The sequence below is a fragment of the Desertihabitans brevis genome (genome assembly GCF_003327535.1).
Taxonomy (GTDB): Bacteria; Actinomycetota; Actinomycetes; order Propionibacteriales; family Propionibacteriaceae; genus Desertihabitans; species Desertihabitans brevis.
The window spans coordinates 551554-574117 of the sequence record NZ_QOUI01000001.1; the positions used below are offsets into that span (position 1 = coordinate 551554).

At 72.7% G+C, this 22564-nt stretch carries 19 protein-coding genes; 8 read left to right on the forward strand and 11 right to left on the reverse strand.

The annotated features are described in order from the left end of the window. Positions 1-2 precede the first annotated feature (2 nt). A complete protein-coding gene (locus tag DT076_RS02620; protein WP_114125039.1) occupies positions 3-1208 on the forward strand; it encodes a thiolase family protein in 1206 nt (401 codons plus the stop codon). Beyond that, on the forward strand, positions 1205-3346 hold the full coding sequence (locus DT076_RS02625) for a 3-hydroxyacyl-CoA dehydrogenase NAD-binding domain-containing protein (RefSeq protein ID WP_199538898.1): 2142 nt from the start codon (positions 1205-1207) through the stop codon (positions 3344-3346). Before DT076_RS02620 ends, DT076_RS02625 begins: the two co-directional genes overlap by 4 nt. 151 nt (positions 3347-3497) lie before the next feature. Here the strand turns inward: DT076_RS02625 and DT076_RS02630 are convergent, their stop codons facing one another. After that, the gene (locus tag DT076_RS02630) at positions 3498-4706 is read right to left on the reverse strand and encodes an MFS transporter (RefSeq protein ID WP_114125040.1); all 1209 of its coding nucleotides are present in this window, start codon (positions 4704-4706) and stop codon (positions 3498-3500) included. A gap of 124 nt (positions 4707-4830) precedes the next feature. Here DT076_RS02630 and DT076_RS02635 point away from each other — a divergent pair, with 124 nt between their 5' ends. Then, positions 4831-5706 carry an NAD-dependent protein deacetylase gene (locus DT076_RS02635; protein ID WP_233493580.1) on the forward strand — a complete coding sequence of 292 codons (876 nt, stop codon included), beginning with the start codon at positions 4831-4833 and terminating at the stop codon, positions 5704-5706. Positions 5707-5724: 18 nt separating this feature from the next. Here DT076_RS02635 and DT076_RS02640 read toward each other — a convergent pair whose 3' ends face one another. Both DT076_RS02640 and dxs read right to left on the reverse strand, forming a co-directional pair. Next, entirely contained in the window at positions 5725-6762 is a 1038-nt protein-coding gene (locus DT076_RS02640; RefSeq protein ID WP_114125041.1) for a DUF3048 domain-containing protein, read from the reverse strand. 147 nt (positions 6763-6909) lie between these two features. After that, positions 6910-8820, reverse strand: a complete 1911-nt coding sequence (gene dxs, locus DT076_RS02645) for a 1-deoxy-D-xylulose-5-phosphate synthase (protein WP_114125042.1) — start codon at positions 8818-8820, stop codon at positions 6910-6912. A gap of 121 nt (positions 8821-8941) precedes the next feature. On the opposite strand from dxs, the gene DT076_RS02650 reads away from it, so the two are divergent. Continuing rightward, positions 8942-9316, forward strand: coding sequence for a hypothetical protein (locus DT076_RS02650; protein ID WP_114125043.1), 375 nt, complete (start codon positions 8942-8944; stop codon positions 9314-9316). A 13-nt stretch (positions 9317-9329) separates the two neighbouring features. Here DT076_RS02650 and DT076_RS02655 read toward each other — a convergent pair whose 3' ends face one another. Next, positions 9330-10586: a nucleoside permease gene (locus DT076_RS02655; protein ID WP_114125044.1), complete on the reverse strand. Its 1257-nt coding sequence runs from the start codon at positions 10584-10586 to the stop codon at positions 9330-9332. Between the two features lie 212 nt (positions 10587-10798). After that, positions 10799-11593, reverse strand: coding sequence for an aquaporin Z (aqpZ, locus tag DT076_RS02660; protein ID WP_114125045.1), 795 nt, complete (start codon positions 11591-11593; stop codon positions 10799-10801). Between the two features lie 98 nt (positions 11594-11691). Here aqpZ and DT076_RS02665 point away from each other — a divergent pair, with 98 nt between their 5' ends. After that, positions 11692-12120, forward strand: coding sequence for an HIT family protein (locus DT076_RS02665; protein ID WP_114125046.1), 429 nt, complete (start codon positions 11692-11694; stop codon positions 12118-12120). Between the two features lie 260 nt (positions 12121-12380). After that, positions 12381-12683, forward strand: coding sequence for a GIY-YIG nuclease family protein (locus DT076_RS02670; protein ID WP_114125244.1), 303 nt, complete (start codon positions 12381-12383; stop codon positions 12681-12683). A gap of 242 nt (positions 12684-12925) precedes the next feature. On the opposite strand, the gene DT076_RS02675 is transcribed toward DT076_RS02670, so the two are convergent. The 3 genes from DT076_RS02675 to DT076_RS02685 form a co-directional block, all read right to left on the reverse strand. Then, complete coding sequence (locus DT076_RS02675; protein ID WP_114125047.1) at positions 12926-15874, reverse strand: aconitate hydratase; 2949 nt, start codon at positions 15872-15874, stop codon at positions 12926-12928. 85 nt (positions 15875-15959) lie between these two features. Next, entirely contained in the window at positions 15960-17138 is a 1179-nt protein-coding gene (locus tag DT076_RS02680) for a class I SAM-dependent RNA methyltransferase (protein WP_233493581.1), read from the reverse strand. Continuing rightward, positions 17135-19123 (reverse strand): APC family permease, encoded by a 1989-nt coding sequence (locus DT076_RS02685; protein ID WP_114125048.1) that lies wholly within the window; start codon positions 19121-19123, stop codon positions 17135-17137. The genes DT076_RS02680 and DT076_RS02685 overlap by 4 nt, the downstream gene beginning before the upstream one ends. 161 nt (positions 19124-19284) lie before the next feature. Here DT076_RS02685 and DT076_RS02690 point away from each other — a divergent pair, with 161 nt between their 5' ends. Continuing rightward, positions 19285-19932, forward strand: a complete 648-nt coding sequence (locus DT076_RS02690) for a potassium channel family protein (RefSeq protein ID WP_199538929.1) — start codon at positions 19285-19287, stop codon at positions 19930-19932. 40 nt (positions 19933-19972) lie between these two features. Then, positions 19973-20671 (forward strand): potassium channel family protein, encoded by a 699-nt coding sequence (locus DT076_RS02695; RefSeq protein ID WP_114125050.1) that lies wholly within the window; start codon positions 19973-19975, stop codon positions 20669-20671. 46 nt (positions 20672-20717) lie between these two features. Here DT076_RS02695 and DT076_RS02700 read toward each other — a convergent pair whose 3' ends face one another. From DT076_RS02700 to dut, 3 genes are all read right to left on the reverse strand, one after another. Then, positions 20718-21050, reverse strand: a complete 333-nt coding sequence (locus DT076_RS02700) for an OB-fold nucleic acid binding domain-containing protein (RefSeq protein ID WP_233493582.1) — start codon at positions 21048-21050, stop codon at positions 20718-20720. A 174-nt stretch (positions 21051-21224) separates the two neighbouring features. After that, positions 21225-22031 (reverse strand): DUF3710 domain-containing protein, encoded by an 807-nt coding sequence (locus tag DT076_RS02705; protein ID WP_114125052.1) that lies wholly within the window; start codon positions 22029-22031, stop codon positions 21225-21227. After that, positions 22028-22516 carry a dUTP diphosphatase gene (dut, locus tag DT076_RS02710; protein WP_199538930.1) on the reverse strand — a complete coding sequence of 163 codons (489 nt, stop codon included), beginning with the start codon at positions 22514-22516 and terminating at the stop codon, positions 22028-22030. Before dut ends, DT076_RS02705 begins: the two co-directional genes overlap by 4 nt. Between the last annotated feature and the right edge of the window lie 48 nt (positions 22517-22564).

The window sequence follows — 22564 nt, forward strand, 5'->3', positions numbered from 1 at the left end:
CCATGCCTGGTGAATCCCGAGACGTCGTCTTCGTCGACGGCGTGCGCACCCCGTTCGGCAAGGCGAAGTCGCTGTACGCCGAGACCCGCGCCGACGACCTCGTCGTCAACTGCGTCCGCGACCTGCTGCGCCGCCATCCCGAGCTGCCACCGGAGCGGGTGGACGAGGTCGCCATCGCCGCGACCACCCAGACCGGCGACCAGGGCCTGACCATCGGGCGCACCACCGCGTTGCTGTCCGGGCTGCCGAAGTCGGTGCCCGGCTTCGCCATCGACCGGATGTGCGCCGGGGCGATGACCGCGGTCACCACCACCGCCTCGGGCATCGCCTTCGGCGGCTACGACGTCGCCATCGCCGGCGGCGTGGAGCACATGACGCACCACCCGATGGGATCGGGCACCGACCCGAACCCGCGGTTCCTGGCCGAGAAGCTGGTCGACCCGTCCGCACTGGTGATGGGTGCCACCGCGGAGAACCTGCACGACCGGTTCCCCGACATCACCCGCGAGCGGGCCGACGCCTACGCGGCGCTGAGCCAGCAGCGGGTGCAGCAGGCCTACGCCGACGGCATCATCCAGGAGTCGCTGGTGCCGGTCGCCACCCGCTCGGTCGAGCACGGCTACGGCCTGGCCACCACCGACGAGCACCCGCGCCCCGGCACCACGGTCGAGACGCTGTCGGGGCTGCGCACCCCGTTCCGTCCGCACGGACGGGTCACCGCCGGCAACGCCGCCGGGCTCAACGACGGCGCCACCGCCTGCCTGCTGGCCGACGCCGGCACCGCCGCCGAGCTCGGCCTGCCCACCGCGATGCGGATGGTCGGGTTCGGCTTCGCCGGCGTCGACCCCGAGACGATGGGCGTCGGGCCGATCCCGTCGACGGAGAAGGCGCTGGCCCGCACCGGGCTGACCATCGACGACATCGGCGCCTTCGAGATCAACGAGGCCTTCGCCGTGCAGGTGCTGGCCTACCTCGACCACTTCGGCATCGACGCCGAGGACACCAAGGTCAACCCCTACGGCGGCGCCATCGCGCTGGGCCACCCGCTGGCCAGCTCCGGGGTGCGGCTGATGATCCACCTGGCCCGCACCTTCCGCGACCGTCCCGACGTCCGCTACGGCATCACCACCATGTGCATCGGCCTCGGCATGGGCGGCACCGTCATCTGGGAGAACCCGCACTTCGCCGGCGAAGGAGACGCCAAGTGACCACCTACCTCGACGACGCCGAGCTCGAGCAGCTGATCGCCACCGCCTCCGCGCTGACCGCCGACGACGAGGTGGTCACCCGGGCCCTCAGCCGCGACATCGCGCTGCCGCACGGCGCCGGCACCGGTGTCCTCATCACCCTGGACAACGGGCTGGACCACGAGCGTCCCAACACGCTCGGCCCGCAGAGCCTGGGCGCGCTGAACCGCGCGGTCGACGCGGCGCTGGCCCGTCCCGACGTCGCCATGCTGGCGATCACCGGCAAGCCCTTCATCCTCGCCGCCGGTGCCGACCTCAGCGGGGTGGCCAAGCTGACCGCGCCGGAGCAGGCGACCGCGATCGCCCGGATCGGGCACGGCGTCTTCGCCAAGCTCGCCGACGCACGCATCCCGACCTTCTGCTTCATGAACGGGCTGACCCTGGGCGGCGGCCTGGAGATCGCGCTCAACTGCCAGTACCGCACCGTCAGCGCCAGCGCGCCGGCGATCGCCTTCCCCGAGGTCTTCCTCGGGCTGGTGCCCGGCTGGGGCGGGGCCTACCTGCTGCCCCGGCTGATCGGGGCCGACCGGGCGGTCAAGGTCATCATCGAGAACGCGATGAACCAGAACCGGATGCTCAAGGGCGCCGACCTGCAGCCGCTGGGCATCGTCGACGCCACCTTCGAGGCCGCCGACTTCCTCGAGCGCTCGCTGGACTGGGCCGCCCGGGTCGTCACCGGCGAGGTGAAGGTGGAGCGCCCCGAGCCCGACACCGGGGAGGCCTGGGACGCCGCCGTTGCCCGCGGCCGTGCGGTCGCCGACCAGAAGGTGCACGGCACCGCCCCCGCGCCCTACCGGGCTCTCGACCTCCTCGACGCCGCCCGGCACCGCAGCCGCGACGAGGCGTTCGCCGCCGAGGACGCCGCGCTCACCGACCTCATCATGAGCGAGGAGCTGCGTGCCAGCCTGTACGCCTTCGAGCTCGTCCAGAAGCGGGCCCGCAAGCCCGCCGGCGCCCCGTCGAAGGACCTGGCGCGTCCGGTCACCGCGGTCGGCGTGGTCGGGGCCGGGCTGATGGCCTCCCAGCTCGCGCTGCTCTTCGTGCGCCGCCTGGAGGTCCCGGTGACGATGTCGGACCTCGACGCCGAGCGGGTGCAGCGCGGCGTCGCCGGCGTGCACGCCGAGCTGGAGAAGCTGCACGGCAAGGGCCGGATCAGCGCCGACCAGCTCAACCGCTACCGGGCGCTGGTCCGCGGCACCACCGACGTCGCCGACTTCGCCGACTGCTCCTTCGTCATCGAGGCCGTCTTCGAGGAGCTCGAGGTCAAGAAGACGGTGTTCGCCGAGCTCGAGCAGCACGTCGCGCCCGAGACCGTGCTGGCCACCAACACCTCCTCGCTGTCGGTGAGCGCGATGTCCGCCGACCTGCAGCACCCCGAGCGGGTGGTGGGCTTCCACTTCTTCAACCCGGTGGCGGTGCTGCCGCTGCTGGAGATCATCCGCGGCGAGCGCACCGACGACGCGACGCTGGCGACCGCCTTCGCGACCTCCAAGCAGCTGAAGAAGAACTCGGTCCTGGTGACCGACACCCGCGGGTTCGTCGTCAACCGGGTGCTGCTGCGGATGATGGGCGAGATCACCCGGGCGCTGGACGAGGGCACACCGGCTGAGGTGGCCGACGGCGCGGTCGCCCCGCTCGGGCTGCCGATGTCGCCCTTCGTGCTGCTGCAGCTGGTCGGCCCGGCGGTCGCCCTGCACGTGGCCGAGGTGCTCAACGCCGAGTTCGGCGAGCGCTTCCACGTCTCGCAGAGCCTGCGCAACCTCGTCGAGGCTGGACGTCCCGGCCTCTACGACTGGGGCTCCGACGGCAAGCCCTACGTGTCCGAGGAGACCCGTGCGCTGCTCGTCGCCGGCGACTCCCCCAGCGACACCGAGGAGGTGCGGCGCCGGGTGGAGGACGCGCTGGCCGAGGAGATCGGGCTGATGCTGGCCGAGGGGGTCGTGGCCGCCCCGATGGACGTCGACCTCTGCCTCGTGCTCGGCGCCGGCTGGCCCTTCCACGACGGCGGGATCACGCCCTACCTGGACCGCAACGGGGTCTCCGAGCGGGTCAACGGCCGCCGCTTCCTGCCCCCGGGCGTCGCCTCGCTGCCCGCCTGAGACGGATCGACTGTGGCCGACACGCCGTTGGCACCTCCTGTGGAGCGGCGTGTCGGCCACACTCGTCCGCGCTGGCGGGCCCCTCTGCGGGTCAAGCCATCGCAGCGCCCTGAGCCTGTCGAAGGGCGAGCGCCCCACAGCGACGGCGGGATCAGCGGATGACGCGGCGCAGCCGCAGCCCCACGAACCAGACCGCTCCGACCAGGGCGATGGCGCCGGTCAGCTGGACGGTGGCCGCGAGCCCGCCGACGAGGGTGCCGAGGCTGACCATGCCGGGGCCGGCCACCCGGCCGATCTGGACCAGCCCGGTCCACCAGCCGAGGAAGCGGGCCCGGCCGCCCTCGGGTGAGAGATCGGCGCCGAGCGTCATGACGATGCCGGCACCCAACCCGTTGCCCAGCCCGACCAGCAGCGAGCCGACGAGGTAGCCCGGTGTGCCGCCCAGCGGCAGCACCCAGAACCCGACGGCCATCCCGAGCAGGCAGGGCACCGCCACCGCGGCCCGGCCGAAGCGGTCCATGACCGTCCCGGCGGGCACGAACATCACCAGCTCCACCGCGGTGACCGCGGCGAACACCAGCGAGATGAGCGAGGCGTCCAGCCCCAGCTCGGTCCCCCACAGTGGCAGCAGGACGTCCCGGTTCGCGCGCGCCAGTGCCAGCGCCAGGACGCCGACCAGCACCAGCGCCACCGAGCGGTAGGCCACCCGCTGCACGGCCGCCGCGTCGCCCGCGGTGGTGTGCGGGGCCAGCCGACCGCGGGGGCTCCGACCGACGGCGACCACCACCGCGGCCGCGAGCAGCACCGCGACCAGCTGCACCCAGAAGCCGCCGGCCACCGAGGTGAGCGCGATGACGCCGGAGCCCACCACCGGCCCCACCAGCCGCCCGGCCCGGTGCACGCCGCCGAACGTGCTCATCGCCCGGGCGCGGACGTGCGGCGGGACGTGCTCGGCCACCAGGGTCTGCCGGGCCAGGCCGAAGAAGATCTCCGCGAGCGCGATGAGCACCACCGCCACCGCGAAGGCGGGCCGGCTCGCGGGGTGGTCGCCGCCGGCGGCCAGGGTGACCAGGCAGGTCACCAGTCCGACCACGGCCAGTGCGGTCGCGCCCAGCATGCTGCGCACCTCTCCGGTGCGGGCGATGATCAGGCCGGACGGTCCGGACCCCAGGACTGCGGCCAGGGCCAGGGAGGCCACCAGCGCTGCGGCCGCGGCCTGGCCGTAGCCGAGGGTCAGCGCGGCGACGAGGATGACCGGGGTCGAGGCGCCGGTGCCGAGGCTGAACAGGAAGCTCGGGACGAAGACGGGGAGGACGAGACCGCGCAGCACCTCGCGGGCGGGTCTTCGGTGCTCCTCCACCCGACCAACCTATCTTGACGTCAAGACACCTGTGCTGCCCCTCCCCCGGCGCGTCGCGCCGGGTCGGCGCCGGTAGCGGCGTGCGATCGGGCGGCGGTCTTGGGCGGCTGACTAGGGTCGGGATGTGCAGACCTCCCCCGTCGACGAGCTGGTCGCCACGGTCGGCGCGCGCTCGGGCTGGATGGTGCTGAGCGGCGCCGGCATCAGCACCGAGTCCGGCATCCCGGACTACCGCGGTCCCGACGGCATCCGCCGCTCGCAGGACCCGATGACCTTCGCCGAGTTCTCCCGGTCCGCGGAGGGACGACGCCGCTACTGGGCCCGCAGCCACCTGGGCTGGCGCCGGATTGCGACCGCCGCCCCGAACGCCGGCCACCGGGCGGTCGCGGCGCTGCAGCAGCTCGGCGTGGTCGGGCCGGTGGTCACCCAGAACGTCGACCGGTTGCACCAGGCGGGCGGGGCCACGGACGTCCTCGACCTGCACGGGACGCTCGACGTGGTCGTCTGCCTCGACTGCGGCCGACGGTGCTCCCGCAGCGACCTGGAGACCCGGCTGCAGGCCGCCAACCCCGGCTTCGACGCGCTGGTCAGCGAGGTGGGTCGGGTCAACCCCGACGGGGACGTCGACCTCGACGACGACGTGGTGGTCGGGTTCGAGCTGGTGGGCTGCCGGGCCTGCACCACCGGTCGGCTCAAGCCCGACGTCGTCTTCTTCGGCGAGAGCGTGCCCCGGCCTCGGGTGGCCGAGTGCTACCGCCGGCTCGACGAGGCGGGGGCGCTGCTGGTGCTCGGCTCGTCGTTGACCGTGATGTCGGGCTACCGCTTCGTCCGCCACGCCGCCAAGCACGGCTACCCCGTCGTCATCGTCAACCAGGGCCGCACCCGCGGTGACGGCGAGGCCACGCTGCACGTGTGGGCCCCGCTCGGCGCGAGCCTGACCGAGCTGGTCCGCCGGCTGGAGGCCGCCACCGTCGGCGCACCCGCCGCAGCCACCACCTGAGCCGACGGCCGCGAGAGGTCAGCCCTGCAGCAGCACCCAGGTGCGGCCGGGCCGCAGCAGCACCGGCTCGCCGTCCTCGTCGGTGAAGGTCATCGGCTCGGTGATGCCGTCGCGCTGCCAGGTGCCGCGGATGGTCTTGCCCTCCCGGCTGAACCAGGCCCGCCCGGTGCCGGTGGTCTCGGAGACGATCGACTTGCTGTCGGTGCTCTCGGTGTCCTTGCGGTTCTCGACCTCGAGTCGCACCACGTTGTCGGCCAGCACCGCCTCGCCGGTGTCGGCGTCGACGTAGGGGTCGCCGTTGACGGCCGGCTGGTAGCGCTCGCCCTTGCGGGTGAAGGTGTAGCCGTCCTGGCCCACCTCGGCCTCGAGGTCGCTGTACTCCTCGGCGTCGTCCCAGACCGCGTCCCGCTCACCGAAGCGCCAGCCGATGTCCTGCGCGGTGCCGACCTCCTGGTCCTCGGCGATCTGGCCGAGGTCGACGACGACGTTGTGCGGGGCTGGACGGCTGCTGTCGCGGTCGCTGCGCTCGATCGGCGTCAGGTGCTCCGAGCCCCGCACGTTCTCCTGCACCAGCCGGTTCGCGCCGCTGTAGACCAGCCCCGGCTCACCCAGCATCGGGAGCAGCTCGACGTCGGTGTTGCGGGCGCTGCGGACCGGGCCGACCCGCTCGGGGAACTCGGTGTGGAAGATCGCGACCAGCCGGGTCAGCGAGGCCTCCACCTCCTCCACCACCACGATGTCGGCCGAGCCCAAGCCGACCTGCGGCCGGGCCGCGGCGACGTTGTCGATCTTCACCGCGAACACCTCGCCGTCGTCGGGCTCGCCACCGGTGAGGTGGTCGACCGGGTCCGCGCTCGGAGTCGGGGAAGGCGTGGGCGTCGGCGTCGGGGTGGGGCTCGGTGTCGGGGCGCCGGCGGTCGTCGGGGGCGGGGTGCTGGCGACCTCTCCGGAGCCGAGCCGGTCCTGCCCGACCACCACGCCGACGACCACGACAGCGGCGACGACCAGCGCGACCGCACCGGCCACGAGCCACCGGCGGAGGTTCTGCGAACGCATGGGAGCCCTTCCGTCGGCGACGGGGTGACGCCGACCTACCGCGCCCATCCAAGGCCAGCGGGTCGGCGATGTCCATCACCGGACCGGCGCGTGCCGTGTCTGCCGGCCCCGGGGCCCGGGCTGGCGTGGGCGGCGGCTCGGTTGGGGTCAGCTGCGCGGGGCGGCGACGGTCTCGGGGACGTTGCCGTCGAGCCGGGCGACCGCCTCCACCGCGCTGCGGGCGATCGCGTGGCCGGTCAGACCGATCTGCTCCAGCACCTCCTTGCGGGCGGCGTGGGCCAGGAACTCCTGCGGGATGCCGACGACCTGCACCGGGGTGCCGACCCCGGCGGCCGACATCTCCTGCAGCAGCCGCGACCCGAGCCCGCCGACCACACCGCAGTCCTCGATGCTGATCACGAGGTCGTGCTCGGCGGCGGCTGCGACCAGGGCGGGGTTGACCGGCAGCGCCCACAGCGGGTCCACCACCAGCGCGCCGATCCCCTGCTGGCCCAGCCGGGCGGCCACGTCGAGCGCGGTGCCGGCCATCTCGCCGTAGCCGACCACCAGCACCCGCGCGTCGGGGTCGGCGTGCAGCACGTCCAGGCCGTCGCGGTGCGTCACCGCCTCGATGTCGTCGGGCACCTTCTCCTTGGAGAAGCGGATCACCGTGGGTGCGTCGTCCACGGTGACGGCCCGGGCCAGCGCGTCCCGCAGCCGGGGGGCGTCGCGCGGGGCGGCCAGCTGCAGCCCGGGCACCATGCCGCACACGGAGTGGTCCCACATGCCGTTGTGGCTGGCCCCGTCGGTGCCGGTCACCCCGGCCCGGTCGAGGACGACCGTGACGCCCTGGCGGTGCAGGGCGACGTCCATCAGCAGCTGGTCGAAGGCGCGGTTGAGGAAGGTGGAGTAGACCGCGACCACCGGGTGCAGGCCCTGGCTGGCCAGACCGGCCGCCGAGGTCAGCGCGTGCTGCTCGGCGATGCCGACGTCGAAGGTGCGCTCGGGGTGTGCCGCGGCGAACCGGTTGAGCCCGGTCGGGTGCAGCATCGCCGCGGTGATCGCCACCACGTCCTCCCGCTCCTCACCGAGCTGCACCATCGCGTCGGCGAAGACGCTGGTCCAGATATGCGGGACGATGCTGGACAGCGGCTCGCCGGTGTGGGCGTCGATCTGGCCCACCGCGTGGAAGCGGTCCTCCTCGTGGGCCTCCGCGGCGGAGAACCCCTTGCCCTTGACCGTCAGGCAGTGCACCAGCACCGGGCCGCCGAACCGCTTGGCCTGACGCAGCGCGCGCTCGACCGCCTCGACGTCGTGGCCGTCGATCGGTCCGACGTACTTCAGCCCGAGGTCGGCGAACATGCCCTGCGGAGCGAGGACGTCCTTGAGGCCGATCTTGATGCCGTGCAGCAGGTCGTAGGCCGTGCGCCCGACCAGGGGCGTCGAGCTGACGCTGCGCCGGATCAGGTCGAGCACCTGCTCGTAGCGCCGGTCGGTGCGCAGGCTGGCCAGCTGGTTGGCGATCCCACCGACCGTCGGGGTGTAGGAGCGGCCGTTGTCGTTGACGACGATGACCACCGGCAGGTCGGGCTGGTAGGCGATGTTGTTGAGCGCCTCCCAGGCCATCCCGCCGGTGAGCGCGCCGTCGCCGACCACGGCCACCACGGTGCCGTCGCTGCCGCGCAGCTTGAGGGCCTTGGCCATCCCGTCGGCCCAGGACAGCGAGGTGGAGGCGTGGCTGTTCTCCACCCAGTCGTGCTCGGACTCCTCCCGGCTCGGGTAGCCCGACAGCCCGCCGGACTGGCGCAGCGTGTCGAAGCGGTCGGCCCGTCCGGTCAGCAGCTTGTGCACGTAGGACTGGTGCCCGGTGTCGAAGACGATGGGGTCGCGGGGCGAGTCGAAGACCCGGTGCAGGGCCAGCGTCAGCTCGACCACGCCGAGGTTGGGCCCGAGGTGCCCGCCGGTCCGGCTGACGCTGGTGATGAGGAACTCCCGGATCTCCTCGGCGAGCTGCTGCAGCTGCGTCCGGTTGAGACGACGCACGTCAGCGGGCTCGCGGATGGTGTCCAGGTACGACATGGGCCCGAGTCTAGGTGCCAGCAGCCGCCGGCCCAGGCACCCCGGTCCGACCTCGCGGTGGCGCCGGTCGGACTGCGGACGCATACTGGATATCGAACACGCGTTCGATCAGGAGGGGGACATGGGCACAGCCGGTTACGCGCCCCCGGGCTGGCCGGAGCAGGTCCGCCCGCCGGGCGTCCCGGGGTGGGAGACGACGGCCACCGCGTTCCTGCTGGACGCCTGCCCGCCCGACTACCGCGGCTACCCCGTGCTGCGCCGGCACCCGGTCGTGCTGGCCGCCTTCGCCGTCCAGTACGTCGAGGGCCAGCTGGCTGCCAGCCGGGACGGGCTCGCGCGGGTCCGGGTGCGGCTGGCCGACCAGGTGGCGGTCGAGGTGGTGCAGGCCGCGGCGGAGAGCTGGCAGCGCGAGACCGCCCGGTTGGTGCGCACCCGCCGCGCCGTCCTCCTGGTCGAGGAGGCGCTGCGCGGGCGGCTCTTCGCCCCCCGGATGTGAGGGCCCGCCGGGGTCAGACCCGAACCGGCTGCTCGGGACGCACCGAGGCCTGCTCGCGGAACAGCACGGCGAAGAACACGGCGACGAGGACGGCCAGCCCGGCCGGGATGAGCCAGATCGCGGTCCAGCTGTGGCCGCCCTCCTCGGTGACGAAGGCGTCCACGACCGGGCCCGAGATCAAGGAGCCGATCAGCAGGCCGACACCGTAGGTGGCCATCGAGATCAGCCCCTGAGCGGCGCTGCGCACCTGCGGCGGGGCGAACTTGTCGGTGTAGATCTGCCCGGCGACGAAGAAGAAGTCGTAGCAGACCCCGTGCAGGACGAGGCCGACGATGATCATCCAGAACAGCGACCCGGTGTCGCCGAAGCCGAACAGCACGTAGCGCAGGCCCCAGGCCAGCATCCCGATGAGCAGCGTCTTCTTGAACCCGAACCGGCTGAGCAGGAACGGCATCGCGAGCAGGAACAGCGCCTCCGACACCTGCCCCAGCGACTGCAGCGCCGCCGCGGCCTGCACGCCGCTCTCGTTGAGGTAGAGGTTGGTGAAGTTGTAGTAGAACGCCAGCGGGATGCAGATGAGCACCGAGGAGATGAAGAAGACCAGGTAGGAGCGGCTCTTCAGCAGTCCCAGCGCGTCGAGGCCGAAGAGCTGGCCCAGCGAGCCGCGCTGCCCCTTGCCCCGCGGCGGCGTGTCGGGGAGGAAGAAGGCCAGCACGCCGAGCAGCGCCGAGCCGACCGCGGCCATGACGAAGGTGAGCTCGAGCCGTCCGCCCTGCTCCCAGCCCAGCCAGCCGATGATGAGCCCGGCCACGATCCAGCCGATGGTGCCGAAGACGCGGATCGCCGGGAACTGCTTCTCGGGGTCGCGCAGCTGGTTGAACGAGATGGAGTTGACCAGCGCCAGCGTCGGCATGAAGAGGATCATGTAGCCCAGCGCGGCGCCGAAGAACGGGCCGAAGGTGCCGGCCCGCCCGGCGAGGAAGATCAGCACCGCGGCCAGCAGGTGCAGCACCCCGAGCACCTTCTGGGCCGGGAAGTAGCGGTCGGCGATCAGCCCGACGACCAGCGGGGCGATGATGGCGCCCAGGGACTGGGTGAGGGCGGCCAGGCTGATCTGGCTGCCGCTCGCGCCGAGCTCGGCGGCGAGGTAGGTGCCGAGGGTGACGAACCAGGCGCCCCAGACGAAGAACTCCAGGAACATCATCGCCGACAGCCGCAGACGCATCGACGGGGCGAGGGTGGACGGCCGGTCCTGGGCCAGGTGCGACATCGGAGCTCCTCCATCTGGTCGGCACGACGGTGTGGCGCTGGTGGCGACCCTAGAGCGCGGCAGCCGGCGGGACCAGCACCCCGGTGCGCGACGCGCGGACGGGTGGCGCACCGGTCGTGGACGCGCCACGGCCCGACCGGGACTCACCCGGCCGGGCCGTCGATCGCCGGATCGCTGCGCGGACCGTCCGCCCCCCGGAAGGCAGCTCCTGGTCAGCTGGCCGGCTGGGCCGTCCCGATCTCGGGGTTGTTGGCCACGCCCTCGTCCACGGCCTTGCCCCGCGCCCCGGTCAGCCAGGCGTAGCTGAGTCCGGCGATGGCGGCACCGATCACCGGGGCGACGATGAACAGCCAGACCTGGCTGAGGGCGTCCCCACCGGCGAACCAGGCCACGCCCAGCGAGCGGGCCGGGTTCACCGAGGTGTTGGTGACCGGGATGCTGATGAGGTGGATCAGGGTGAGCGCCAGCCCGATCGCGATCGGGGCGAACCCCTTCGGGGCCCGGTCGTCGGTGGCACCCAGGATCACGTAGAGGAAGGCCGCGGTGAGCACGATCTCGATCAGCAGCGCCGCGCCCAGGCCGTAGCCGCCCGGGGACTGCTCGCCGTAGCCGTTCGAGGCGAACCCGGACTCCATCACCGAGGAGACCGAGCTGCCCTCCCGGGAGACGGCGATGATGAACAGGACGGCGCCGGCGGCCGAGGCGGCCACCACCTGGGTGATGACGTAGGCCGGCAGCTGGCGCCACTCGAAACGTCCGGCCAGGGCCAGACCGACCGAGACGGCGGGGTTGAAGTGCCCGCCGGAGACGTGGCCGAACGCGTACGCGCCGGTGAGGACGGTGAGGCCGAAGGCCAGGGCGACGCCGAGGAACCCGATGCCGAGCTGGACGCCGTCGTCGTTGAGGAAGGTGGCGGCCAGGACGGCGCTGCCGCAGCCTCCGAAGACGAGGCCGAAGGTGCCGAGGAATTCCGCGCCGAGCCGGGCGCGCAGCGGTGTGGTGTGCATGCCCCGGACGCTAGTGGCGGGCGATCCGGGTTGGGTAGGGCCAATCCACCGGGACGTCGGAGCACCATGCGGCGGCGTGCTCGCCCTACGATCGGGGCGTGCCCGTCCCGCCCGCCGACATCGTCTGCCAGCTGGTCGCCGGTGACCTGTCGGCGGCGGTAGTCACCCGGACCGAGGAGCTGGTGGCCTTCCTCGACCACCGTCCGGTGTTCAAGGGCCACGTCCTGGTCAGCCCGGTCGAGCACGTGGACACGATGCTCGAGCTGCCCGCCCTGCTGATGGCGCCACTGCTCACGCTGGCCCAGCGGGTCGCCCGGGCCCAGGCCGAGGTGCTCGGTGCCCACGGCACCTTCGTGGCGATCAACAACGTGGTCAGCCAGTCCGTCCCGCACCTGCACCTGCACGTCGTCCCCCGCCGCCGCAAGGACGGCCTGCGCGGCTTCTTCTGGCCTCGGACGTCCTACGCCGACGGCGAGGCCGACCAGCTCGCCGCCGACCTCGCCGCGGCCCTCCCCCGGTCCCCCTGACCCGGCCGGCGTGCGAGCGCACACCCGGCACCCGCCCGACCCCACGCCCTGAGCCCGTCGAAGGGCGAACCCCCGCACCCGAGCACCCCACCCAACCCAAAGCGCCCTGAGCCCGTCGAAGGGCAAAGCCCCGCACCCGAGCACCCCACCCAACCCAAAGCGCCCTGAGCCCGTCGAAGGGCGATCAAGGCCGAGGCAGCGAGCGAGTTGTCCACAACCCCCATGGCGCGAGGCGGACGTCCGCGCCGATGCTGTCCGGCATGGCCTGGGTCTACCTGCTCGAGTGCGCCGACGGAGCGCTGTATGTCGGAAGCACCCGCGATCTGGACCAACGGCTGGCCGATCATGCGACCGGGTGCGCCGACTCCTACACCGAGCGCCGCCGTCCGGTCCGGCTGGTCTGGCAGCTCGAGACCGAGCACATCGGTGACGCCTACGCGATCGAGCAGCAGCTCAAGGGATGGCGGCGGGCGAAGAAGCGGGCGTTGATCGATGGGCGTCTCGATGCGTTGCCTGCGTTGTCTCGGGCCAGGAGCAGAGCACAGCCGGGTGCCCAGGGTTGAGTGGGGCTGGCTCTCCGTGCAAGGGATCGCCCTTCGACAGGCTCAGGGCGTTGGGGTTGAGCCGGCTGCACGAGTGCGGGTCTCGCCCTTCGACAGGCTCAGGGCGCTTGGGGTTGCGTCCGCTGCCTGGGCGCGCAGGCCCGCCCTATGACGGGCTCAGGGCGTTGGGGTGCAGACGCCGGGGACGGCGCACGCCGCGCCCCTCGGGGAGGGACGCGGCGTGCGGGATGGTGCGGGGTGGTTCAGCCCTTGTTCCGCAGCGAGCGGAGGACGTACTGCATGATGCCGCCGTTGCGGTAGTAGTCGGCCTCACCGGGGGTGTCGATGCGGACGACCGCGTCGAAGGTCACCGGGTCGGCGCCCTCGCGGGTGGCGCTCACCTTGACGGTGGCAGGGATGCCGCCGTCGTTGAGCGCGGTGACGCCCTCGATGTCGAAGCTCTCCTCACCGGTCAGCCCGAGCGACTCCGCGCTCTGACCCTCGGGGAACTGCAGCGGCAGGACACCCATCCCGATGAGGTTGGAGCGGTGGATCCGCTCGTAGGACTCCGCGATGACCGCCTTGACCCCGAGCAGCGCGGTGCCCTTGGCGGCCCAGTCGCGCGAGGAGCCCGAGCCGTACTCCTTGCCGGCCAGCACCACCAGCGGGATGCCCTGCGACAGGTAGTTCACCGAGGCCTCGTAGACGGTGGTCTGCTCGCCACCGGCGGTGAAGTCGCGGGTGACCCCGCCCTCGGTGCCCGGCGCCAGCTGGTTGCGGAGCCGGATGTTGGCGAAGGTGCCGCGGATCATCACCTCGTGGTTGCCCCGGCGCGAGCCGTAGGAGTTGAAGTCCTTGCGCTCCACCCCGTGCTCGGCCAGGTACGTCCCGGCCGGGCTGTCGGTCTTGATCGCCCCGGCCGGCGAGATGTGGTCGGTGGTGATGGAGTCGCCGAGCTTGAGCAGCACCCGGGCGCCGGTGATGTCGGTGACCGGGGTCGGCTCGGCCGGCATGTCGTCGAAGTACGGAGGACGCCGGACGTAGGTGCTGTCGGGATCCCACTCGAAGGTGTCGCCGGTGGGCGTCGGCAGCGCCTGCCACTGCTGGTCGCCGGCGAAGACGTCGGAGTAGGAGTCGGAGAACATCTCGCTGTTGATCGCCCCCGAGAGCACCTCGTCGATCTCGGCCTGGCTCGGCCAGACGTCCTTGAGGAACACGTCGTTGCCCTGCTCGTCGGTGCCCAGCGGCTCCTTGTCGAGGTCGATGTCCATCGTGCCGGCCAGCGCGTAGACGACCACCAGCGGCGGGGAGGCCAGGTAGTTCATCTTCACGTCCGGGTTGATCCGGCCCTCGAAGTTGCGGTTGCCCGACAGCACCGAGACCACGGCGAGGTCGTGCTCGTTGACGGCCTGGCTGACCTCGGGGATCAGCGGACCGGAGTTGCCGATGCAGGTGGTGCAGCCGTAGCCGACGAGGTTGAAGCCGATCTTGTCCAGGTACGGCGTCAGCCCGGCCTTCTCGTAGTAGTCCATGACCACCTTCGAGCCCGGCGCCAGCGTGGTCTTCACCCACGGCTTGCGGTTGAGCCCGCGCTCCACGGCCTTCTTCGCCACCAGCGCCGCCCCGACCATCACGCTCGGGTTGGAGGTGTTGGTGCAGGAGGTGATGGCGGCCACGGTGACCGCGCCGTGGTCGAGGGTGAAGGTCTCGCCGCTGGACAGCGTCACCTCGACCGGGTTGCGGGTCCGGTCACCGACCCGGCCCTGCACCTCGTTGACGACCCGCGCGGCGGCGTCCCTGGCGCGGTCGGCCAGGGCTCCCGCCCGGTCGCCGACCGCGGTCGGGATGCTGCCGCTGACCCGCTCGGCGACCTGGCCGGCGGCGTCCTTGGCCCGATCGGCCAGCCGCCCGACCAGGGAGCTGGGCTCCTCACCCGGCGCGCTGGTGCTCGGGGTGTCGGAGGCGGGGAAGCTCTCCGCCGAGGCCTCGTCGACGGAGTCGCCCGCCGGCTCGACGTCCTTGACGTAGTCGCGCAGGGCCGCCCGGAAGCTCTGCTTGGCCTCGCTCAGCAGCACCCGGTCCTGCGGGCGCTTGGGCCCGGCCAGGCTGGGCACCACGGTGCCCAGGTCGAGCTCGAGGTACTCGCTGTACTTGGGCTCGCGGTCGTCCTCGTGCCACAGGCCCTGGGTCTTGGCGTAGGCCTCGACCAGCGCGATCTGCTCGGCGCTGCGACCGGTCAGCCGCAGGTAGTCGGTGGTCTGGGAGTCGATCGGGAAGACGGCGATCGTCGAGCCGTACTCCGGCGACATGTTGCCGATGGTGGCCCGGTTGGCCAGCGGCACCGAGGAGACGCCGGGACCGTAGAACTCGACGAACTTGCCGACCACGCCGTGCTTGCGCAGCATCTCGGTGATGGTCAGCACCAGGTCGGTCGCCGTGGCGCCCTCGGGCAGCTCACCCGACAGCTTGAAGCCGACCACCCGGGGCACCAGCATCGAGACCGGCTGGCCGAGCATCGCGGCCTCGGCCTCGATGCCGCCGACACCCCAGCCGACCACACCGAGGCCGTTGACCATGGTGGTGTGGGAGTCGGTGCCGACGCAGGTGTCGGGGTAGGCGACCTTCCGGCCGTCCTCACCGGGCCGGGAGAAGACGACCCGGGCCAGGTGCTCGATGTTGACCTGGTGCACGATGCCGGTGCCTGGCGGGACGACCTTGAAGTCGTCGAAGGCGCCCTGGCCCCAGCGCAGGAACTGGTAGCGCTCGCGGTTGCGGCCGTACTCGATCTCGACGTTCTTGACGAAGGCGTCCGCGGTGCCGAAGACGTCGGCGATGACGGAGTGGTCGATGACCAGCTCGGCCGGCGCGAGCGGGTTGATCCGGGACGGGTCGCCGCCCATCTCGGCCATGGCCTCGCGCATGGTGGCCAGGTCGACCACGCAGGGCACGCCGGTGAAGTCCTGCATGATCACCCGGGCCGGGGTGAACTGGATCTCCTTGCTCGGCTTGGCGTCCGGGTCCCAGCCGGCCAGGTCGCGGATGTGGTCGGCGGTGATGTTCGCGCCGTCCTCGGTGCGGAGCAGGTTCTCGAGCAGGATCTTCAGGCTGTAGGGCAGCGACTCCGCACCCTCGACCGCATCCAGCCGGAAGATCTCGTAGGACTCGCCGTCGACCTCCAGGGTCGACCTGGCGCCGAAGCTGTTCACACTCATGCGGCTCACTTCCCGGTGTGGTGATTTGTCTTGACGTCAAGATATCACTCGGGTCCTGACGACGGAACCGACCCGCGCGGCCGGCTCAGACCCCGCTACCCGGCTCCAGCAGCGCCACGCACTCCACGTGGTGGGTCATCGGGAACAGGTCGAAGGCGCGCAGCGACGTCAGCCGCCAGCCGGCGTCCAGCGCCGTGCGCAGGTCCCGTGCCAGCGCCGCCGGGTCGCAGGCCACGTAGGCCACCCGGCGGGGACGACGTGCCAGCACCGCCCGCACCACCTCGCCGCCGGCGCCGGTGCGCGGCGGGTCGAGCACCACCAGGTCGGTGCGCTCGGGCAGCCGCCGCAGCACCTGGGCCACCCGTCCGGCGGTCACCCGGCTGGCGGTGTCGCCGGCCGTGGCCAGGTTGCGCCGGGCGTGGGCCACCGCCGAGCGCGACGACTCCACCCCCCACACCCGCACCCCGAGCCGGGTCAGGGCGACGGCGAACAGCCCCACCCCGCAGTACAGGTCGAAGGCCCGCTCTCCCCGTTGCGGGGCCAGCCCCTCCAGCACGGCCTCCACCAGCGTCTCCGCCGCGCCCGGGTGCACCTGCCAGAACCCGTCGGCGGCGACGGCCAGCTCCTGGTCCCCCACCCGCTGGTGCAGCAGCGCCGGCCCCGACACCCGCTCCCCGTCGACCAGCGTGCTCACCGAGCCGGCGGTGTCGACGGCGGTCTCGACCACCTGCCCGGGCTCCCAGCCCGTCCGGTCGGGACGTCCTCGCGGGTCGCTGATCGGGCACCCGCCGACCGGCACCGGCTCCAGGTCGTGGGAGCGGTGGTGGCGCAACCCGAGCACCCCGTCCGTGTCGGCGTGGTAGCGCATCCGGGTGCGCCATGCCAGGCCCTCCTCGTCGCCGGGCACCGGCTCGACCTCGACGTCGACGGCCAGCCCCGCCAGCCGCTGCAGCTGCTCGGCGACCACCTCGGCCTTGAGCCGGCGCTGGGCCGGCAGCGCGACGTGCTGGAGGTCGCAGCCGCCGCAGCGCCCGGGGCCGCTGACCGGGCACGGCGGCTCGGTGCGGTCCGGCGAGGCCTCGTGCACGGTCACGGCGTCCCCGCGCCAGTACCGCTCGTGACCGGTGTCGGTGATCCGGACGTCGACCAGCTCGCCGGGCAGGCTGTGCCGGACGAAGACCACCCGCCCCTCGTGCCGGGCCACGCAGTGGCCGCCGTGGGCGACCGCCCCGACCCGCAGCGGGCCGACCACCGCGCCGCTCACCGCAGCACCCCACGCCGGCGGACCGGCTGGCGCAGCCGCCGCTTGGCCGAGCCGGCCGAGCGCAGCTGGTAGGGCACCGAGGTGAGCATCACGCCGGGGGTGAACAGCAGCAGCGCCTTCAGCCGCAGCGCGGACTGGTTGTGCAGCAGCTGCTCCCACCAGTGGCCCACCACGTACTCGGGGATGTAGACGCAGACGGCGTCGCGCGGGGACTCGGTGCGGATGCCCTTGACGTAGCGGAGCACCGGGGTGGTGACCTCCCGGTACGGGGAGTCGATGACCTTGAGCGGGACGTCCAGGTCGAGCTCGTCCCACTCCCGCAGCAGCGTCTCGGTGCGCTCGGGGTCGACCGCCACGGTGATCGCCTCCAGGGTGCTGGGGGCGGCGGCCTTGGCGAAGTACACCGCGCGCAGCGTCGGCTTGTGCACCTTGCTGACCAGCACCACCGCGTGGATCCGGCTGGGCAGCTCGCCGGCCTCGCCGGGCTCCAGCGCGATCTCCTCGGCGACCGAGTCGTAGTGGCGCTTGATCGCCTTCATCAGCACGAACAGCACCGCCATCGCCAGGATCGCCAGGTAGGCGCCCTGGGTGAACTTGGAGACCACGACGATGACGAGCACGACCCCGGTCATGCTGAGACCGACGGCGTTGATCGCCCGCGCCCGCAGCATGGGCCGCCGCCGCTCGGGGTCCTTCTCGGCCGCCAGGTGGCGGGTCCAGTGCCGCAGCATGCCGAGCTGGCTGACGGTGAAGCTGAGGAAGACGCCCACCACGTAGAGCTGGATGAGGGCGGTCACCTCGGCGTCGAAGACCAGCACCAGCCCGGCCGCGGCCAGCGCGAGCACCACGATCCCGTTGCTGAAGGCGAGCCGGTCGCCGCGGTTGTAGAGCTGGCGCGGCAGCCAGCCGTCCTTGGCCAGGATCGAGCCGAGCACGGGGAACCCGTTGAAGGCGGTGTTGGCCGCCAGGAAGAGGATGACCATGGTGGCGGCCACCACGAAGTAGAAGGCCGGGCGGAACTCGGCGAAGACGGTCTCGGCCAGCTGGCCGATGGCGGTCCGCTCGACCACCTCCACGACCTCGCCGTTGAGCGTGTAGGCGGAGTTGCCGAGGTCGACCAGCCGCATCCCGGTCAGCTGGGCCAGCGTGATGACGCCGAGCATCATGGTGATCGAGGTCGCCCCGAGCAGGGCCAGCGTGGTGGCGGCGTTGCGGCTCTTGGGCCGGCGGAACGAGGGCACCCCGTTGGAGATCGCCTCGATCCCGGTAAGCGCGGCCGACCCGGAGGAGAACGCGCGCGCCAGCAGCAGCACCATCGCCAGCCCGGTGAAGTCGGCGAACCCGGGGTCGGGCTGGATGCCGAACTGGGCCGAGTGCACCCGCAGGTCCTCCCCCAGCACGAGGATGCGGAACAGCCCGACGCCGAGCATCCCGAGGATGGCCACCATGAAGCAGTAGGTGGGGATGGCGAACAGCGCCCCGGACTCGCGGATGCCGCGCAGGTTGAGCGCCATCAGCACCAGGATGACCACCGCGGCGGCGGTCCCCTCGTGGCCGTCGAGGAAGGGGAATACCGCGGTCGCGTTCTGGATGCCCGAGGACACCGAGACCGCCACGGTGAGCACGTAGTCGACCAGCAGCGCGCTGGCCACGGTGAGCCCGGCGCTGGGCCCGAGGTTGGTGGTGGCCACCTCGTAGTCGCCGCCGCCGGAGGGGTAGGCGTGCACGTTCTGGCGGTAGGAGGCGATCACCACCAGCATCACCAGGGCGACCAGCAGGGCGATCCGCCAGTCCCAGGCGTAGCCGGCCAGGCCCGCCAGGGACAGGGTGATGAGGATCTCGTCAGGGGCGTAGGCGACCGAGCTGAGCGCGTCGGAGGCGAACACCGGCAGGGCGATCCGCTTCGGCAGGAGGGTCTCGCCGAGCTGGGTGCTGGCCAGCTTGCGGCCCACCAGCAGCCGCTTGACCGCGTCGGACAGCTTCACGGGCGCTGACACTACGCCCGCCCGACGCCGCCGCCCGCACCCCCGGGCCGAGCGTGCGGACGTCCTCCGACGGGGTGCGGTAGCGTCGGCCACGGCAGCGCCCACGGGGCCTGCCGCGGACCTGGCGTCACCGGTGGGAGTACTGCGTGCACATCGTCATCATGGGGTGCGGACGTGTGGGGTCGAGCCTGGCCCGCGGGCTGGAGCGCCGCGGTCACACGGTCGCGGTCATCGACGTCGACGTCGAGGCCTTCCGCCGGCTCGGACCGGCCTTCAACGGGGACACCGTCAAGGGCGTGGGCTTCGACCGCGGGGTGCTGGTCGAGGCCGGCATCGAGCGCGCCGGCGGGTTCGCCGCCGTCTCCTCCGGCGACAACTCCAACATCCTGGCCGCCCGGGTGGTCCGTGAGGCGTTCGGCGTCACCAACGTGGTCGCCCGCATCTACGACCCCGGACGCGCGGAGGTCTACGAGCGGCTCGGCATCCCCACCGTCGCGACCGTGCGCTGGGCCGCCGACCAGGTGCTGCGCCGGATCCTGCCCGAGGGCTCGGAGCCGCTGTGGCGCGACGTCTCGGGCCAGGTGCAGCTGGTGGAGATGCGCATCCACCCGGCGTGGGTGGGACGCACCATCGCCGACATGCAGCGGGCCGCCCGGACGCCGATCCCGATCCTGCTCCGGCTGGGGCAGGGTCAGGTCGCCAGCCCGAAGACGCTGTTCCAGGACGGCGACCTCGCCTACGTGGCGGTCGCCAAGGACCGGCTGACCGAGGTGGAGCAGCTCTTCGCCGGGCCGCCGCCGCGGGAGTGAGCGGACCCGGACGCGCAGGAACGACGAGCAGAGGACGGACATGCGGGTAGTGATCGCCGGGGCCGGCAACGTCGGCCGCTCGATCGCCAGCGAGCTGCTGGCCAACGGGCACGAGGTGCTGCTCATCGACCGCGACCCGCGGTCGATCAAGGTCGAGTCGGTGCCCGACGCGGAGTGGCTGCTGGCCGACGCCTGCGAGCTGTCCTCGCTGGAGGAGGCCGGGCTGGACACCTGCGACGTGTCGATCGCGGCCACCGGTGACGACAAGGTCAACCTGGTGCACTCGCTGCTCGCCAAGACCGAGTTCGGGGTGCCGCGCACCGTCGGGCGGGTCAACCACCCCCGCAACGAGTGGATGTTCGACGACGTGTGGGGGGTGGACGTCGCCGTCTCCACCCCGAGGATCATGTCGGCCCTGGTCGAGGAGGCGGTCACCGTCGGCGACCTGGTGCGGCTCTTCCAGTTCCGCCGCGGCAACTCCAACCTGGTGGAGATGACGCTGCCCGAGAACAGCCCGGCGGTCGGCCAGCGGATCAGCGACCTGGCCTTCCCCCGTCAGGTGGTGCTGGTGGCGGTGATCCGCGACGGCCTGGCCCAGGCACCGCAGCGCGACGCCACCCTGGAGGCCGACGACGAGCTGCTCTTCGTCACCGACCCCGCCCACGAGCGCGAGCTGGCCGAGCTGCTCACCCCCGACCACGTCCGGCCGTCGGTGATCGACAACACCATCGGTCTGTAGGCCCGGCCCGCGACCCGCGCGGGACCGGCTCGGCGCCGCCCCGGGCTCAGCGGGGACAGCGCAGCAGCTCGTAGCGGGGGTTGAACATCACCCGCTGCTGGTCGAGGGTGGTGATCCGCCCCTGCACCTTCACGTGCGCCCCGGGCTCGATGCCCGGGATCGAGCGCCGACCCATCCAGATCAGGGTGAGCAGGCCCGAACCGTCCTTGAGGTCGGCCTGCAACCACCGCGTGTTGCCCCGCGGCTGCAGGGTGACGGCGCTGATCGCCCCGCTCGCGGTGACCCGGTCACGGTCGGTGCAGGCGGTCAGCGGGGTCGCCCCGCACTGCCGCACCTCCTGCTGCAGGTCAGCCGACTCCAGCTCCTCGTCGGAGGACACCAGGCGCGACCAGGCGCGCGTCAGCGCACCCCGTCGCTCCGTACGCTCCCGCTGGCCCATACCCACTCTCACCTCGATCGCTGTGGCCACCCGTCTGGTGGCCACCACCCATTGTGCCTCGCGCGGGGCCATCGGCCCAGTCCCGCGGCGGCCCGGCGGCAGACCGCCCGGGCGTCAGCCGACGGTCGCGGTCCCGGTGCCCGGCGGAGGCCCGTCCGGGGTCTGCGGGGCGCGCTGCTGGGGCCGCCGCGGGGTCATCCCCTCCGGCATCGTCATCGCCACCACGTCCCCGGCGGCGATGGCCTGCTCGCCGCGCCGGACCACACAGCCGGCGAAGATCTCGTGCACCTGGTCGGCCGGCGGGGTGAGGTCCTCGACCAGGGCGGCCTGGCCGTACACCACGCCGCGCAGCAGCCAGCGCGGGCCCTCGGCCGCCCACGTCCGCGAGGGCTGGTAGCCCTGCTGGCCGTCCGGGGTGCGCACCGGGACCAGCCGGCGCAGCTCGGTGCCGTAGGGACCCTCGACCAGGCTTGCCCGACCCTGCTGGCGCCGGGTGCTCTCCAGCACCTCCTCGCGGATCTCGGCCCACAGCCCGCCGCTGCGGGGGGCGGCGAAGACGGCCAGCTCGAGCGCCGACTGCCCCACCGTCACCATCGCCGCGACGACCTTGCCGGTGTCCTGGGCGACCTGCAGCCGCAGCTCCATCCCCGGGTGCGGGGTGATGACCAGGGCGCCGAGGTCGATCCGCTCGATGTCGTCCGCGTCCAGGTCGACCTCGGTGATGTCGAAGGGCCCGTCCTCGCGCCAGTTGCGCGAGCGGTCCAGCGCGGCCCAGTCGGTGCCCGCGTCGTCGGCCTCGGCCGCCGCTGCCGTCTCGTCCGCGTCGGCCGCGAGCTCCTCGGCGTCGTCCTGCCGCGTCTCCTCCGGACCGGGGTCGGTCGGCTCCTGCGCGGTGGCCTTGCGACGGCGACCGAAGATCATCGGGTTCTCTCCTGAGGGTGCGGGACGGACTCCGGGGGCCGAGTCTGCCACGCCCGGACGCCGCCGCTGGAACCGTGCCCGCCGGCACCGCGGGCCGACTCCTCCAGGCTGTCGACGGCGACGAAGCGGGCCTCGGCGACCCGCTGCAGCAGGAGCTGGGCGATCCGGTCGCCGCGGTGCAGCACCACCGGCGTGCGCAGGTCGGTGTTGAGCAGGCACACCTGGATCTCACCCCGGTAGCCGGAGTCGACCGTGCCGGGGGCGTTGACGATCGTCAGCCCGGAGCGGGCGGCCAGCCCCGAGCGCGGGTGCACCAGACCCACCCAGCCGGGCGGGAGCTGCAGGGCCACCCCGGTGGGGACCAGCCGGCGCTCCCCCGGTCCGAGCTCGACGTCGACCGTGGTCACCAGGTCGGCCCCGGCGTCGCCGGGGTGGGCGTACCCGGGCAGCGGGACGCCGGGGTCGAGCCGTCGGACCAGCACCACCGGCTGCTCCTCCTCCAATGACGCAGATGCGGCCGCTCCCGGCCGGGC